Genomic DNA, 15069 nt, shown 5'->3' on the forward strand with positions numbered 1-15069 from the left:
ACAACATATGATTTATGAGTCAAAGGGTCGGTTAATGCAGCTGTTAGTATTGGATCATGAAATATTTCCTGCTATTTTAAAAATGACAAATTACTCGTGATAATTGTAGATTTTCTTCCTGATCGCAAAGATAGATGTGAAAATACTAATTCAGCGTCTTCTTTGTCGAAAGAAATATACCCAAGTTCATCAATAATGACGAGATCGTAATTTACAAATTTTTAGTTTGAATGACCGTAAGGTTCTTTCTGAGCGATGCTCTTTCAACTGATTGATGAGGGAAGGGACTGTCGCAAAAAAGACGCGATATCCCGCTAAACACGCCTCCATCCCTAATCCTATCGCTATATGTGATTTTCCAGTACCTGGTGATCCAGTTAAAATCACATTTTGTCCCTCTTTAATAAAATCTAACGATTTTAGATGTGGTAACTTTTGCTTTGCTTGTTCTGGTAAGGCGTCTATTACTAACTCTTCTAACAATTTCTTTTGTGGAAAGTTAGCTATACGTATTCGATATTGTTTTGAACGAATAAAGCGGTCATTTTTTCCTGTTCTAAGACTTGGATAAGAACTGTATAGGCTTCGGTTGGATTATAAAATGTTCCTTCTTCTTGTACCATTTTTCGGATACTGGGTAATCGTAATTCTCTACATAACTCAATTAATCGTTCTTTCTTCTCCATAGGGAGTGACTCCCTTATTTACTAGATGAAACAGACTCGCATGGGCTCTCAAATTGCTTTCCGATTGATTCGTTGTCTCAACCCTTTCCAGAGATCCCCTTTCAACAAGGAAAAATTCAAGTTAATCATAATAGGTTTTTTGGATATACAAAAGATGAAGAAGGTAATCTAGTTATTAACTCAGAACAAGCAATAATAGTAAAAAAAATATTCAGGGAGTATCTAGAAGGTCCCACATTAAAAGTAATCTCAGATGGATTAATTAAGGATGGTATACTTACTGCTGCAGGTAAAAAAACATTGGCGTGGGGGAAGCTGTAAGAAAATTCTTTGAAATGAGAAGTATATGGGAGATGCTTTACTTCCAAAACATATACCGTTGATGTTATAAGCAAAAAAAGAGTTAACAATAATGGCATTATACCTCAGTACTATGTTGAAAATAGTACTGAGGCTATTATTCCAAGTGAACTATTTATGCAAACTCAAAATGAACTAAATAGAAATCTGATCTTAGAAAAAGTAAAAATAAATCAAAGAAGAAGAGAGTCTATTGTGGACAATATGCCTTATCAAATGTCCTAGTCTGCAGCGAGTTTGGCGACCTTTATAGAAGAGTGGCATTGAATAATCAAGCATCAACTTCAGCAAAGTGGAGATGTGCAACTAGAATAACTTATGGACCTAAAGACTGTAAAGGAGGAAGCCTAGAAGAATCGGAAATTCAAAATGCTGTACTTAGAGCATTAAACCAGACTTTTGCTGGAAAGAATAATGTGAAAGAAGTACTTAAAAAGAATGTTTTAGACATTGACAAAAATGACAATTCAAAACAAATGTCATTAGTAGATGAAAAGATAAATAAACTGCAAATGAAACAGGTGAGTTCAGTTCAAGATAATAAATCCTATGACCAAATAGTTGAACAGCTTGAGGAGTTAAGAAATAATAAAAGTAAACTTCAAACAGAAAAATCAATTGTAGATGCTAACAAACGAAGAATAGTAGACTTAATTAAATTTATAGACGCTAGTTCGTTTAGAGTGGAAGAGTACGAAGATAAATTATATAATAGGAATTAGTAATTTTACTCTTGTAAAATTATTGGGTTTAAAATTTATAATAATGAATAATATAATAAATAAAATATTTATTATACAAAAATAATCTATTTTAGAGAGGGATAAATGAAAAAAGATTGTTACGAAATGTGGGCAAAAAATAAATATTATGTGTTAAGCAAGTCACATAAAGTATATTTAGAGATTCGAGAATATCTAAAAAATGATGATTTAAACTTTCAAGTTCTAAAGGAAAAAATAAGAAAAGTTGAATTAATTAAAGATAGTAAAAAAGATTTCGAAAATGCCATTCTGCACATTTGGGGATATTTTAAGAAAGATGCATCAGAAACTGAAAAAAGTACATTATTTAATTTGTTGGAAAACTATAAATTGGATAAGGCAAGTCAAATTGACATAATAAAATATATAAATAAACTCCTTGAAAAATATCCAAATGAATACTTAAAAAATTCTAGATTACTTTTAGGGGAAGATAATGAGATTATGGCATGAAGAATTAATAAGTTTATTACCTAGAAATCAACTTTTGGGTCAACATAGAGAATGTTGCGCTCTTAGGGGGAATGGATGGGGTAGAAAACATGAGACTGTAAATTATGTATTTAAATATTCTCCTTATTATTTGTATAAATATCACTTACTAGTAATGAATGAAATGACAAAAAGAGGATACAAGATTTCTAAAGAATGGAAAGATAAAGATTACAGAGGTAAAACTGCAATTAGATATAATGATTTAAAAGAAGAAGTTACTGGTAATCCAATGTATAAAGAGCATGATAAGAAATATATGGATGAATGTATTCAAAATTTATTAAGTAAGGGAATACATTTTAAAATATAAATATTGTATAAGATATTTTTCTTTTAAGGAAACTAGAAGTCATATTAAATATATTACCAGCTTCATTAGGACTCATAAAATTCAAACACTTTCGATGAACATTATTGCCTCGGTTCACATACCGCTGATGAGCAGCAAGGAGCTCCTCTTTGGAATGAAAGTTACGTTGATAGAATCGTTTACCATTTTTTCGGTGACTTCGCTCAACAATCCCATTTTGCCAAGGTGAATATGGACGTGTGCGTTTATGTTCAATTACTTTCGAACCAAGTACTTCTTCAAAAACACTAAGTTTATCGACTGATAATCCGTGGTAAGTAAATTCTGCGCCATTATCTGTTTGAATCGTCTCAATTTAAAGCCGAAGCGCTCTTCCAGATCTAGAAGAAAGGTCGCTGTCTGCGTGACACTCTTTTCATCAACTATTCGACAGACGCGTTTTCGACTATATTCATCAATTGATGTTATCTGGTAATATCGCTTCCCATAACTATTCCACAGAATACAATGATGGGGAACATATTTAATATCAATTTGAACCTTTTGACCAGGATAATCGACATGAGTTGGTTTCTATTTTGATTAAGGATAAGTTTTAGTGGATGGGGTCTTCGTAGGAATCAAACTTTTTTGCATATTTGTTTTACACAATGAGTCGTAGCTACGCTTATAGCCGTTTCGCTGACATGGCACATAAACTTCAGCCAAGCCTTCATGACCATATCGTTGCTACTTCTTTTTAATCAACAACAGTTCTTCCGATGTATGTTGATTAGGATGGGAATGGGGGCGTCGACTTTTATTTCTGATGCTGTCACATGTCCCATCAAAGCGATCTCGCCACCTTTTAACGTTCTGGCGACTCTTATCATATTTTCTTGCGGCTGTTGAATTATTATCATGTTTTATCGCAAATTCAACTACTTTCTTTCTGTAACGCATCTCTTCAGTTATAGTTAATTTCATAGAAAGCTTCTTTCACTTTGTAACAGTCATACCTAGCGTACCAGAAGCTTCCTTTTTTATTTAGTTTTATGTCACATATGTATTATCGTATTATCGCCTAGCATATAAACGACTATCACAAAAAATAACAAATAGATTAATTAAGGAGATTTAATATGAAAAACACAAAGATGAAATCATGGATTAACCTTATTGTATTTATTGTAACTTTATTTATCAATGCTTTAGGATCTTTAGGCTATATTAATGGGATGAGTCAAAAAGCAGTTTCGGATAAGTATCATACACTAATAACACCTGCTCCATTTACTTTTTCTATTTGGGGACTTATATATTTACTAGTTTTATTTAGCTTAATAATGATGATAATTAAAGAAAAAGAAACAAGTGTAAAAAAACTAATTAATATCTTTACACCTATATTCTTATTGAGTTCTATTTTAAATATTTTATGGATTGTGACATTTTCGTATGAAAAAATTGGTATTTCAACAGTCTTAATATTCATGCTTCTGATTTCTTTAACTACGATTAATAAAAAGTTGGTTGAAAATAGAAGAGAAATATCTTTTAGGCTTACAAGCATTGCCTTCGGATTATATGCAGGCTGGCTAACCATTGCTACAGTTGTAAATGTATCCGCTTTTTTAGTAAGTGTTGAATGGAATGGATTAGGAATTTCGCCTGCAATTTGGGCTCCAGTTATACTATTTATTTCAATATTTATAGTATTAGGTATTAATATTAAATTGAATAATGCTATTTATCCTTTGCCGATTGCATGGGCATACTTTGGAATATTCAATGAACTTAATAGAGAAGGTAATCAAGCAAACTATGCTCAATATATTAAACCAGTTATTATTTTTGGAATAATAGCTTTATTGATAGCTTCAATAATACAATTCAAAAGAAATAATTATTGTGTAATAAAAAAGGAGAAAAAGTAATGATAAAAAGATATTTAATAATTTTTGCTGTGTTTTTAGTAATTGATTCAGCTTGGCTTGGACTAGTTGCGCCTAAATTTTATAAAAATAACATTGGTCATTTAATGGCGGATAAAGTTAACTTTATTCCGGCGGCTATTTTTTATTGCTTGTATGTGCTAGCAATTTTAGTATTTATTGTAAATCCTTATGCAGACAGTGGAAATTTAATTAAAGGATTATTACTGGGATCATTTTTAGGTCTTGTAATGTATGCGACATATGATCTGACAAATATGGCTACACTTAAAAATTGGCCGACTATAGTTACTGTAGTTGATTTAATTTGGGGAGCATTTGTGACAGGGATTACTTCAGGAATCTGCATTAAATTAATAAAAGTATTTGGGTTATGATATGAAGGAAATAATATTAAGCAGTACGATTTATAACTCAATACTTCTAGGAATAGAAAAAATAGAAGAAAATAAAAACTATTTAAACGAAATTAACTATTTTCCAGTGCCCGATAATGATACTGGAGAAAATTTAAACCATTTAATGCAAAGAATAAAAAAAGAAATTAGAAAAAAAGAAAGTGTTAAGGATATCCTTAGAATAGTAAGTGATGCAGCCATTAAAGGATCTAGAGGAAATTCAGGTGCGATATTTTCTCAATTTTTTCAAGGGCTAGAGGAAGGATGTCCTGATAAGACAGTTATCAACACATCAGAGTTAATAGAATGTTTTAGGTTTGGATCAGAGTATGCTTATTCTGCATTAGAGAATCCAGTAGAAGGTACTATTTTAACGGCTTTTTCAACATTTTATGAAAACTTAAAAGTATATAGAGATGAGCAGAGGCACGTAGAATCAATCTTCGAAGAATCATATAAAAAACTTAAATTAACTGTAGAAGAAACAAAGTACACTTTAAAATCGAAAACAAGTATTCATAAAGTAGATGCTGGGGCACTTGGATTTATGTATTTTGTAAGAGGGTTTATTGACGGTATCAATGGAAAAGAAGCTAATGAAAATAATCTTGATTATATAAATATAAATAAAGAAGTAAAAACAAATAAATTTGATTTTCACATAGTAGATAATTTTAGGTATTGTACAGAAGTATTAATGAGAAATGACAAGTATATCGAGAAGAGTAATCTACAAAATTTATTAAAAAAGTATGGAGATTCAATTGTTATTACAGAAAATAAAAACTATAGAAGAACACATATTCATACAAATGAGCCTAGACAAATTATAGAAATTCTCAGTGATTTAGGAGAAATAATTGAGGTAAAAGCTGATGATATGATTTTACAGCAAAGATTATCTAAAAAATCAGATTCGGATATAGGTATTGTAATCGATAGCATTGCTGACTTACCTATAGACAACTTGCCCGATTTTGTTTATATGCTTCCATTAAATTTAATGGTTGAGGGTGTATCATATCAAGATAAGGTAAGTGCACCAAAAAATTTATCTAAATATAAAAAAGTAACTTCTTCACAGACAAACATTTCAGAGATAAGATATTTTCTAGAACCAATATCAAAAAGACATAAGCATATTATTGTTTTAACCGTATCTTCTAAAATGTCGGGTCTTTATGAAAGATATTTAGAATTTAAGCAAAACAATCCAGATATGTTATTAGAAATCATAGATACAAAATTAAACTCTGTGGCAGAGGGACAAGTTGCATATCACGCTATCAATAAAATAAAAGAAGGTTATAGTTTTAATGAACTAATAAATTATATAGAAAATATTATTAGTAGAAACAAGATATTCGTAAGTCTTAAAAATTTGGATGGGATGATAAAATCTGGAAGGCTTAATAAAAAAATAGGATGGTTACTTCAAAAAGTAGGATTTCTACCCCTTGTTACAATAGACAAAGATGGTAATGGATCTATTAATAAGAAAGCTTTTACTCAAAAAAGTAATTATGCTAATCTATTAAAAGAAATAGAAGACAATAAAGATAAGATTGAATCTTATGCTTTAGTACATGTAAATAACCTTAATAAGGCTAAAGAATTAGAAGAATATTTAATTGAAAGATTAGGATTTCCACCGCTGTATATATCAGAAGCATCTTCTATTATTGAAAACTTCTCAGGAGATGGGAGTATAGCGATTGGATATCAATTAAAGGAGAATTATGAATAAAATTTTATTAACAGTTTGTATTGTATTTGTTAGTTTTGTATTTGTTTATTTTATTGGAAAGAAAAAAAATAAGCATGATTTGCTTGATGTATTATGGGGAGCTGCTTTTATATTAGCTTCAGTAGTATCATATTTACTATCTGAAAATAAGAGTGATGTTGGGTTATTGATGACCGGGCTTGTTTTTGTTTGGGGATCTAGACTTACTTTCCATTTAACAAAAAGAAATATAGGAGCTAAAGAAGATTTTAGATATGATGACTATAGAAAGAAATATAAAGGTAAAAATTTCGATTTATATTTCTTTTTTAGAATGTATCTAGTTCAGTTTATTTTATGTATTATTATTGTTTTTCCGGTAATATTTATTAATATAAGTGGAAATGTTAAATTATCTTCTTTAACATTTATAGGTCTTATTGTGTGGATTGTTGGATTTATTTTTGAATCATTAGGTGACAAACAATTAAAAGAATTTAAATCTAAACCTGAAAATAAAGGAAAATTGATGACAATAGGACTGTGGTCATATACTAGACATCCTAATTATTTTGGAGAAGCAACTCAATGGTGGGGGATATATCTTATATCCATATCTAATTTAAATAATCTTTGGTTAATCTTTAGCCCTATAGTGATTACTTTACTAGTTAGATTTGTATCTGGTGTCCCATTACTTGAAAAGAAATACGAGGGTAGAGAAGATTGGAAAAAGTACAAGAGAAGGACAAGTGTTTTTATACCTCTACCACCTAAGTCTGATAAGGAGTAAAACAAATAATTGAAATAATGAGATATGAATTATTTTATATGGTATTCAATAATAAATAGAAATAATTGAAAATACAATCAGTTTGCTAGAACCCATAAAATGCAAAAGCACCAAAAACATTTATGACATATCCACCTTACGGTTAAAGTCAAATTCTTTAGATTGTTATACATTCGAGGCATGTTGAGTGTGTGGTATTAATGAAAAAAAATTAAGTAACAATTCGTAACAAATAAAAACTGAAAAATTGTGACTCAAAAATATTACAACCATAACTTCATGAATTAGGCTGACAAAATGAGCAAGTCGAAAGCATAAGAACTTTTTTCATCTATAATACAATGTTATTGTCTTTTAGATAATACAAATGCTTTTTTTGATTCTAATTTCTTAGACGTTAATTATATTGGTTCTATGTTTAAAAACTTTTATCGTCTTTATCAAGCGATTTTTTTTCAGATGATGTTTAGTTTTTCATTGAGTAGATTATGTACAGGAAAATTATACACTTATTTTTCATTAAACTGGCACTTCTTAAATAAAAAAACGAATATACCTATGGATAAATACGGCGATGGATTTCGTCCACTGAATGCGGAGTAATCGTCTGCTGAGTGCGAAAACAATCGTCCAAATTAATAACCTATTGTATACTTATTTTATGTATGAGCTTTTATAAAAATAAGTTACAGGAGGTATTTTTATGATTAATTATCATAAAATTATTGAAATACATCTACAAGGGATTACCCAATGAACAATCTCTTTCAGTAAGGGGCATTACAGAGACAAAATCTAAATGGTGGTGAATCAAACGGAAGCTAAAGACTTGAAAAACGACAACATATTTAATAAATATCGCTATCGAAAGAGGGATGGAATGCTTGCGGAATTAATTGAAAATTGGGAACAGTACTGTAATGAAGAGAATTTTGTGGGGATAGGTTCGACAAGAAAAGCTTATCACGTTTCGGATTATGTCATCAAAGTCAATATCCACCCGCTGGGGTACGACCAATCTAAAAATGAATTTGAAATTTATACAGCAATGGCTAAACAATCACAAGATTCATTACTAGCTCAAACATTTTATGTTGATGATCATATTTCGATACAAAAGTACTACAAACCTTTAGAACTAATCGATAATCAATCGTATGAAATAGATTTGAAGGAACATGCGCATTTAATCCCTGATTCATTTGTGCAAACTTTAAATGTATTAGATAAAACTTTCGATTGCTTTGATTTAAAAGACAGTGGTAATTTTGGATTAGATGATGAAGGCAAACTTGTTTTTATCGATTATGGCATGACTAAGTCTTTATATGAAGCCGAGTGGGTTCCTTTAGCTGAAGAAGGAATCTTGCCACAAATCTACTTTGAGTTGTGCAATCGTTGTGGAGAAGAAAAAGAACTGCGTATGTATGGAGAAGACGATCAAGACAAGCGCTGCTTTGACTGCGGTAAGGAATAATGTATTTATGAACATAAATACATATAGCAAAAAATCCTACTCATTGGCACTTTAAAAAATGCACATAAAGTAGGATTCTTATATATTTCTAATCTATTTTATTCAGTAAATATTCCTCAAACGCTTCTTTAAAATCCAAAATATGGTCAAGTTTAATAGCAAAGTCATGATCACTGAAATTACAATGGACGACAAACGCACCATCTTTCTCCCGCACCATAATCGAAGGTCGAATACTGTCGTTAATCGCATCTTTTGTTTGAGTATTGCCATAGAAATACCAATTCGTTTCAGTAGGTTTGGATGCCTTTGTTTCTGCTAAGTTATTTTGGATAATCTGTCCTAATTCACTCATGACAAGCTCGTCGAGTTTTAACACATTTCCAATATCACCCTCCTCAGCTAACTCTGCATAACCATACCAAATATTACGGCTTGTTTTTGAACCGTCTTCTGTACCAAAAGTTTCATCAAATAATTTTTCCATTTTCTTTCAACTCCTTTTTAGATTTAGTTATTTATTTTTTTGACGAAATAATTCAATAGACTTATAACCTTGCGCTTAAATATCAATCATTTGGGTTTTCCGGTCATCTTTCGTTTTCTGCTGCTTAGCTGAAAAGACATAAGGTGCCCAGCCTTTTTGGTATCCAGCCGTTAATTCTTGAAAGAATCCTAATTGTTCTGGATAATCAGCCAAAAATGTTTTAACATCAACCACCTTTTCTTCATAATCTGCAACACGCTGACTCGGAGCAGTTGATTGACTTTCTCAAAATAAATAAAGCTGCTAGTCAAGTTAGAAGGTCAATCTTACATGGCAAGCAGCTTGTTTTTTGAGTAAATATCAGGTGATATTTATTAGGAGAATCAAGCACAGCTTGATGAGTTGCAGGATTGTTTTAAAATTGAAGGGTGAAAAATGATTAAAGAAATTGTAATTTAGGGTCTAATCAAAATAGTATTTTTTTAATAAGCATTCAGCATGTAAAATAAAATCAGAATGTCTATATGCAGTAAAACTAACCATACCAAGTATATTATTATCATTTACGATTATCTTTGGTTTTCTTTTGTCAACTTATCTTGCCAGAATCAATGGCATAGTTATTTATTTGCTGTAATGGGAAGATATTAAAGACATAGAAATAGATGTGGAAAATAATAAACTGAATAATTTTATAGATGTGAAAACAAAGAAAAAATATATCCAGGTCAGTATTATGCTCAAGAGGATGTTACTGAAATGAAGAATGTAATTGAGAGATTGAAGCGCATCAACTAAATTTAAGTAGTTTAAACTAATATTAATTGTCTGGCTGTATGCTAGAAAAATAATTTGAGTATACAAAAAAAAGCCCCACTAGCTTTTGAATGCAGGGAACGTAGTGGGTTCTGGTACGCTAATTTTAACAATAATTAGAATCAATTACTAGATGTTAACGTGATTTTCTGCTGAAAATTGATTTAGAAAGCTCCATAAAAAAATTCAATAAGACAGTCGCTTGCCTAACTATCAAATAAGTATTAGAATAATATAGTTAACAGTTTTATTAGAATAATTTGGAGGTTTAATCGTATGTCAAAAGGAAAAATTAAAATCAGTGCGGCGTCATTAAAAGTCATGGAAGGTTGGGGAATCAATACTATTTATGGTATTCCATCCGGTACGCTGGCTCCTTTAATGGAAGCGTTGGGAGAACAAAAAGATACAAACATTAAGTTCTTACAGGTGAAGCACGAAGAAGTTGGAGCTATGGCTGCGGTTATGCAATGGAAATATGGCGGGAAATTAGGTGTGTGTGTTGGATCGGGTGGACCTGGTGCATCTCACTTAATCAATGGTCTTTATGATGCAGCCATGGACAATACTCCTGTTTTAGCCATTTTAGGTTCACGTCCTCAAAAAGAATTAAATATGGATGCCTTCCAAGAGCTAAATCAAAATCCAATGTTTGATCATATCGCTGTTTATAATCGACGTGTTGCCTATGCAGAGCAATTACCTAAAATGATTGATGATGCAATTCGTACAGCAATTTCTAAACGAGGCGTTGCGGTATTAGAAGTCCCTGGAGACTTTGGTTTCTATGAAATGGATGCTGATGCATTTTATTCTTCAGGTCATAGTTACCGCGATTTCATCTCTTCAGCTATCGATGAAAAAGATATTGATGCTGCTGTAGAAGTATTAAATAACTCTAAACGCCCAGTTATTTATGCGGGTATCGGAACCATGGGACATGGTCCAGCCGTTCAAGAATTGTCTAGAAAAATCAAAGCGCCTATCATTACGACTGGTAAAAACTATGAAACTTTCGACTGGGACTTTGAAGGGTTAACAGGTTCAACTTATCGTGTCGGCTGGAAACCTGCTAACGAAGCGGTTAAAGAAGCTGACACAGTCCTATTTGTTGGTTCGAATTTCCCATTTGCTGAAGTAGAAGGTACTTTTTCAAACATCGAAAACTTCATCCAAATTGATAATAATCCTGCCATGCTTGGTAAACGTCATAATGCTGATGTGGCGATTCTTGGCGATGCAGGTGAAGCTGTTCATATGTTATTAGATAAGGTAACCGCCGTTGAAGAATCGGCGTGGTGGAATGCCAACTTGAAAAACATTCAAAACTGGCGTGACTATATGACAAAATTAGAAACAAAAGAAAGCGGCCCTCTGCAACTTTATCAAGTATACAATGCGATTAATAAATATGCAGATGAAGATGCTATTTATTCGATTGATGTTGGGAACTCAACACAAACCTCTATTCGTCATTTACATATGACACCAAAAAATATGTGGAGAACCTCACCGTTATTTGCATCTATGGGGATTGCTTTACCGGGTGGGATTGCAGCTAAAAACGTATACCCAGATCGTCAAGCTTGGAACTTAATGGGAGACGGTGCCTACTCAATGACTTACCCAGATGTGGTGACCAACGTTGTATACAATATGCCAGTTATTAATGTTGTATTTACTAATACCGAGTATGGTTTCATCAAAAATAAATATGAGGATACTAACACCAATACTTTTGGTACTGACTTCGGAGATGTAGATTACGCAAAAATTGCTCAAGCACAAGGAGCAGTTGGTTTTACGGTTCGACGTATTGAAGATATGGATCAAGTTATGGCAGATGCGGTTGCAGCTTATAAAGCAGGCAATACTGTTGTTATTGATGCTAAAATCACAAAAGACCGTCCAATTCCAGTAGAATCATTAAAATTAGATCCAGCTTTATATAATGAAGAAGAAATTAAAGCCTATAAAGAAAAATATGAAGCGGAAGAATTAGTTCCTTTCCGTGAATTTTTAGAAGCCGAAGGACTAAAATCCAAAGTGATAATATAAAGCGCGAATATAAATTTAATTACAAGTTTCAGCTAAATAAAAAAAACAGAAATCACTATTTCAGTTATGAGTTAGTGGTTTCTGTTTTTTTATTGGATATTAAGGTAAAATTATTGGCAGTTTTCACTTTTTCATTCTTCAAGGAACTTGACTGAACCAAAAATAGCTTTTATTTGGCAAGAAACAGACATAACAGCTACTTAATGTCTGTGAACTCATCTGTTGACCTACAATAACAGTTTTTATGTCGGTTGAATATCCCATTGACTGACAATAAAATACCTTCTTCTACTCAAAAGATACCCAATCAACCCCCGTAATTAATTTTATTTATTATAACCATCCATTTTCAAGAATTTTCCCATCCCACATCAGTTATTCTATCAAATTACTAATTGTTTCTTATAAAAAATTTAAAACACATTTTCTGCTTTGTGATATTTAATGTTAGTTTGACTATTATTTAAATGCTGTTATAATAGTATTTGTGAGTGTCTGTGGAACTATTTAACAGAAAAGTTCACAAAGTGAATTTTATAGTGAAGGTGGTGATGGGATGGATAAGATTAAAAGTAAAATAAATTTTGGTTATTTATTAGTATTCTTAGCCGGTGCAGGGTGGGGGACAGGTGGTATATATATTACCAATATGACCCAAATGGGGGCTTCTTCCTTATTAACGGGCTTTACGGGTCACGTATTTGCTCTACCTATAATAGCAGTAGCCATTTTATTAACAAAAGGCTTTAAAGGTTTTAAAGTCTCAAAGCAAGGATTACTTTTTGCCTTAGTAATGGGAGTTGTGACAAAAGGATTCTTCAAAATGGCTTATGATACCAGTATAGCAACGGTAGGTCTATCAACGGCTGCAGTCGTACTTTATACGGCACCGGTGTTTGCGGCAATTTTGTCGATGATCGTCTTTAAAGAAAAATTACATACAAATAACTACTTAGCCTTGGCAATGAACTTAAGCGGGGTTTTTTTAATGGTTACTTTAGGTAATTTTTCAAAATTAAATGTTGAACCGTTTGGTGTTGTCCTAGGTTTTACAGCGGCATTTTTACATGCATCCAATACGATTATGGCTAAAATTTCTGGAGACTCAGAAGATCCTTTAACAATGACTTTTTATATGTTGCTGTTTTCTACAATCACGCAAGGTATTTTTTCACAACCTTGGTCAGCAAAGAACGTCGCTTTATTCATGGATACTGAATTTCTCTTCTGGGCTTTAGCGAATGCGGTTGTTACAGGCGCAATGTCAAACCTGTTCTATTTGAAAGGGATGTCAATGAACATCGATGCTTCAAAAGCACCAGTAATCTCTTCAGTAGAGGTAATTGTTGCCACATTGTTAGGTGTTGTTATGTTTAACGAATCGATGAACTGGGTTGGTGTTCTAGGAATTATTTTAATGTTAGCTTCAATTTATATAATGAATCAAGAACCTGAAAAAACAATTGGGAGGAACATAAATGAAGAAGTTTATTAATGCAAAAATTTACAAACATGATGATGCAACTGAAATCTTAGTTGAAGATGGAAAATTTAAAGCCATTGGTAATAATTTAGGTGACGCTGATGAAGTAATCGATCTTGGCGGACGTTTAGTATTACCTCCATATGTTGATTCACACCTACACTTAGACTACTATATGACTGGTAAAACAGATAAGGCTAAAAACGAATCAGGAACACTTTTCGAAGCCATTGATATTTGGAATGACTTCAAGAAAGGTACATCAAAAGAAGAAATGAAAGAGCGTATGTACGCTGCTATTCGTGACGTAGTTGGTTATGGAACGCAGTATATTCGTGCGCAAACAGACTGTACCGATCCTAACTTAACAGGAATTAAAGCGGCTCTTGAAGTACGTGATGAATTAAAAGACAAGGTTACAATCCAAGTCGTTGCTTTCCCACAAAACGGTATGTACTCATTTGAAGAAGATGGAAAGACTGGACGTGACTTAGTAGAAGAAGCACTACAATTAGGTGCAGACTGTGTTGGAGGTATTCCACATAATGAATGGTCGCGTGATTTAGGTGAAAAAGCAGTTAAAGAAATTGTTCGTTTAGCTGTTAAGTATGATAAATTAATTGACGTTCACTGTGATGAAACGGACGATACACAAGCTCGCTTTGTAGAGGCTCTAAACGCAGAAGCAATGCTAGTTGGACGTGGTGATTTAACGACCGCAAGTCATACATGTTCATTCGGTTCAGCTGACGATGCATATGCATTCCGTATGCTTGGTTTATTCCGTCAATCAGGAATGAACTTTGTGTCATGTCCAACAGAAAACTTATTCCTACAAGCACGTCAAGATTCATATCCAAAACGTCGTGGATTAACACGTGTGAAAGAGTTTGTTGACAACAACATTAACGTAGCATTCGGTCAAGACTCAATTGCTGACTTATGGTATCCAGCAGGAAACGGAAATCTAATGAACATTTTAGATAACGGTATCCACTCAGCACAATTAATGCGTGAAGAAGACTTCCCACGCAACTTTGACCTTATCACTTACAATGGTGCAAAATTAATGAAGATTGAAGAAGAATATGGTTTAGAAGAAGGTAAACCAGCGAACTTTATCGTTCTAGATGCACCAGATGCTTTTGAAGCACAAAGAAACCGTGTAGAATGTCTAGCTTCTGTTCGTAACGGAGAGTATTTATTCAAAAAACAAGAACGCGTTTACGACGTAGAAGTAAGTCTATAAAATAAGAAAAGTCCCAAAAGCGAGTGCTACACT

At 32.4% G+C, this 15069-nt stretch carries 18 protein-coding genes and 1 pseudogene; 12 read left to right on the forward strand and 7 right to left on the reverse strand.

What is annotated here, in order from left to right; translation table 11 throughout:
* Positions 1-71 precede the first annotated feature (71 nt).
* From ACTQ54_RS02445 to ACTQ54_RS02455, 3 genes and pseudogenes are all read right to left on the reverse strand, one after another.
* Positions 72-206, reverse strand: a pseudogene (locus tag ACTQ54_RS02445) (ATP-binding protein); the annotation flags it as partial.
* Positions 190-534, reverse strand: coding sequence for an ATP-binding protein (locus tag ACTQ54_RS02450; protein ID WP_441754420.1), 345 nt, complete (start codon positions 532-534; stop codon positions 190-192). The pseudogene ACTQ54_RS02445 and the gene ACTQ54_RS02450, both read right to left, overlap by 17 nt.
* Complete coding sequence (locus tag ACTQ54_RS02455) at positions 504-686, reverse strand: hypothetical protein (protein ID WP_441754305.1); 183 nt, start codon at positions 684-686, stop codon at positions 504-506. The genes ACTQ54_RS02450 and ACTQ54_RS02455 overlap by 31 nt, the downstream gene beginning before the upstream one ends.
* Before the next feature lie 72 nt (positions 687-758).
* On the opposite strand from ACTQ54_RS02455, the gene ACTQ54_RS02460 reads away from it, so the two are divergent.
* The 4 genes from ACTQ54_RS02460 to ACTQ54_RS02475 all read left to right on the forward strand — a co-directional run bounded on the left by ACTQ54_RS02460 (position 759) and on the right by ACTQ54_RS02475 (position 2615).
* Positions 759-1007: a recombinase family protein gene (locus tag ACTQ54_RS02460; RefSeq protein WP_441754307.1), complete on the forward strand. Its 249-nt coding sequence runs from the start codon at positions 759-761 to the stop codon at positions 1005-1007.
* 302 nt (positions 1008-1309) lie between these two features.
* The gene (locus tag ACTQ54_RS02465) at positions 1310-1768 is read left to right on the forward strand and encodes a zinc ribbon domain-containing protein (RefSeq protein WP_441754309.1); all 459 of its coding nucleotides are present in this window, start codon (positions 1310-1312) and stop codon (positions 1766-1768) included.
* A 105-nt stretch (positions 1769-1873) separates the two neighbouring features.
* Positions 1874-2263, forward strand: a complete 390-nt coding sequence (locus ACTQ54_RS02470; protein ID WP_441754311.1) for a YbgA family protein — start codon at positions 1874-1876, stop codon at positions 2261-2263.
* On the forward strand, positions 2247-2615 hold the full coding sequence (locus ACTQ54_RS02475; RefSeq protein ID WP_441754313.1) for a TIGR02328 family protein: 369 nt from the start codon (positions 2247-2249) through the stop codon (positions 2613-2615). Before ACTQ54_RS02470 ends, ACTQ54_RS02475 begins: the two co-directional genes overlap by 17 nt.
* On the opposite strand, the gene ACTQ54_RS02480 is transcribed toward ACTQ54_RS02475, so the two are convergent.
* Positions 2605-2970, reverse strand: a complete 366-nt coding sequence (locus ACTQ54_RS02480) for an integrase core domain-containing protein (protein ID WP_441754422.1) — start codon at positions 2968-2970, stop codon at positions 2605-2607. The genes ACTQ54_RS02475 and ACTQ54_RS02480 overlap by 11 nt on opposite strands.
* Before the next feature lie 374 nt (positions 2971-3344).
* Positions 3345-3581 carry a helix-turn-helix domain-containing protein gene (locus ACTQ54_RS02485; protein ID WP_441754315.1) on the reverse strand — a complete coding sequence of 79 codons (237 nt, stop codon included), beginning with the start codon at positions 3579-3581 and terminating at the stop codon, positions 3345-3347.
* Positions 3582-3736: 155 nt separating this feature from the next.
* Between ACTQ54_RS02485 and ACTQ54_RS02490 the strand changes: the two genes are divergently transcribed.
* The 5 genes from ACTQ54_RS02490 (at position 3737) to ACTQ54_RS02510 (ending at position 8943) form a co-directional block, all read left to right on the forward strand.
* Positions 3737-4531, forward strand: coding sequence for a TspO/MBR family protein (locus tag ACTQ54_RS02490; RefSeq protein WP_441754317.1), 795 nt, complete (start codon positions 3737-3739; stop codon positions 4529-4531).
* Complete coding sequence (locus ACTQ54_RS02495; protein WP_441754319.1) at positions 4531-4926, forward strand: DUF2177 family protein; 396 nt, start codon at positions 4531-4533, stop codon at positions 4924-4926. The genes ACTQ54_RS02490 and ACTQ54_RS02495 overlap by 1 nt, the downstream gene beginning before the upstream one ends.
* Before the next feature lies 1 nt (position 4927).
* A complete protein-coding gene (locus ACTQ54_RS02500; RefSeq protein ID WP_441754320.1) occupies positions 4928-6694 on the forward strand; it encodes a DegV family protein in 1767 nt (588 codons plus the stop codon).
* Positions 6687-7466, forward strand: a complete 780-nt coding sequence (locus ACTQ54_RS02505; protein ID WP_441754322.1) for a DUF1295 domain-containing protein — start codon at positions 6687-6689, stop codon at positions 7464-7466. Before ACTQ54_RS02500 ends, ACTQ54_RS02505 begins: the two co-directional genes overlap by 8 nt.
* 880 nt (positions 7467-8346) lie before the next feature.
* Positions 8347-8943 (forward strand): hypothetical protein, encoded by a 597-nt coding sequence (locus ACTQ54_RS02510; protein WP_441754324.1) that lies wholly within the window; start codon positions 8347-8349, stop codon positions 8941-8943.
* Positions 8944-9031: 88 nt separating this feature from the next.
* Here the strand turns inward: ACTQ54_RS02510 and ACTQ54_RS02515 are convergent, their stop codons facing one another.
* Positions 9032-9430 (reverse strand): hypothetical protein, encoded by a 399-nt coding sequence (locus tag ACTQ54_RS02515; protein WP_441754326.1) that lies wholly within the window; start codon positions 9428-9430, stop codon positions 9032-9034.
* Positions 9431-9505: 75 nt separating this feature from the next.
* Positions 9506-9664 carry a YdeI/OmpD-associated family protein gene (locus ACTQ54_RS02520; RefSeq protein WP_441754327.1) on the reverse strand — a complete coding sequence of 53 codons (159 nt, stop codon included), beginning with the start codon at positions 9662-9664 and terminating at the stop codon, positions 9506-9508.
* 858 nt (positions 9665-10522) lie between these two features.
* On the opposite strand from ACTQ54_RS02520, the gene spxB reads away from it, so the two are divergent.
* The 3 genes from spxB to ACTQ54_RS02535 all read left to right on the forward strand — a co-directional run bounded on the left by spxB (position 10523) and on the right by ACTQ54_RS02535 (position 15036).
* Complete coding sequence (spxB, locus tag ACTQ54_RS02525) at positions 10523-12304, forward strand: pyruvate oxidase (RefSeq protein WP_441754329.1); 1782 nt, start codon at positions 10523-10525, stop codon at positions 12302-12304.
* A 556-nt stretch (positions 12305-12860) separates the two neighbouring features.
* On the forward strand, positions 12861-13799 hold the full coding sequence (locus tag ACTQ54_RS02530) for a DMT family transporter (RefSeq protein WP_441754331.1): 939 nt from the start codon (positions 12861-12863) through the stop codon (positions 13797-13799).
* Positions 13783-15036, forward strand: a complete 1254-nt coding sequence (locus tag ACTQ54_RS02535; protein ID WP_441754333.1) for an amidohydrolase family protein — start codon at positions 13783-13785, stop codon at positions 15034-15036. The genes ACTQ54_RS02530 and ACTQ54_RS02535 overlap by 17 nt, the downstream gene beginning before the upstream one ends.
* Positions 15037-15069 lie beyond the last annotated feature (33 nt).

Origin of the sequence: Fundicoccus sp. Sow4_H7, from assembly GCF_052115865.1 — a bacterium.
In the GTDB taxonomy this organism is placed as follows: Bacteria; Bacillota; Bacilli; order Lactobacillales; family Aerococcaceae; genus Fundicoccus_A.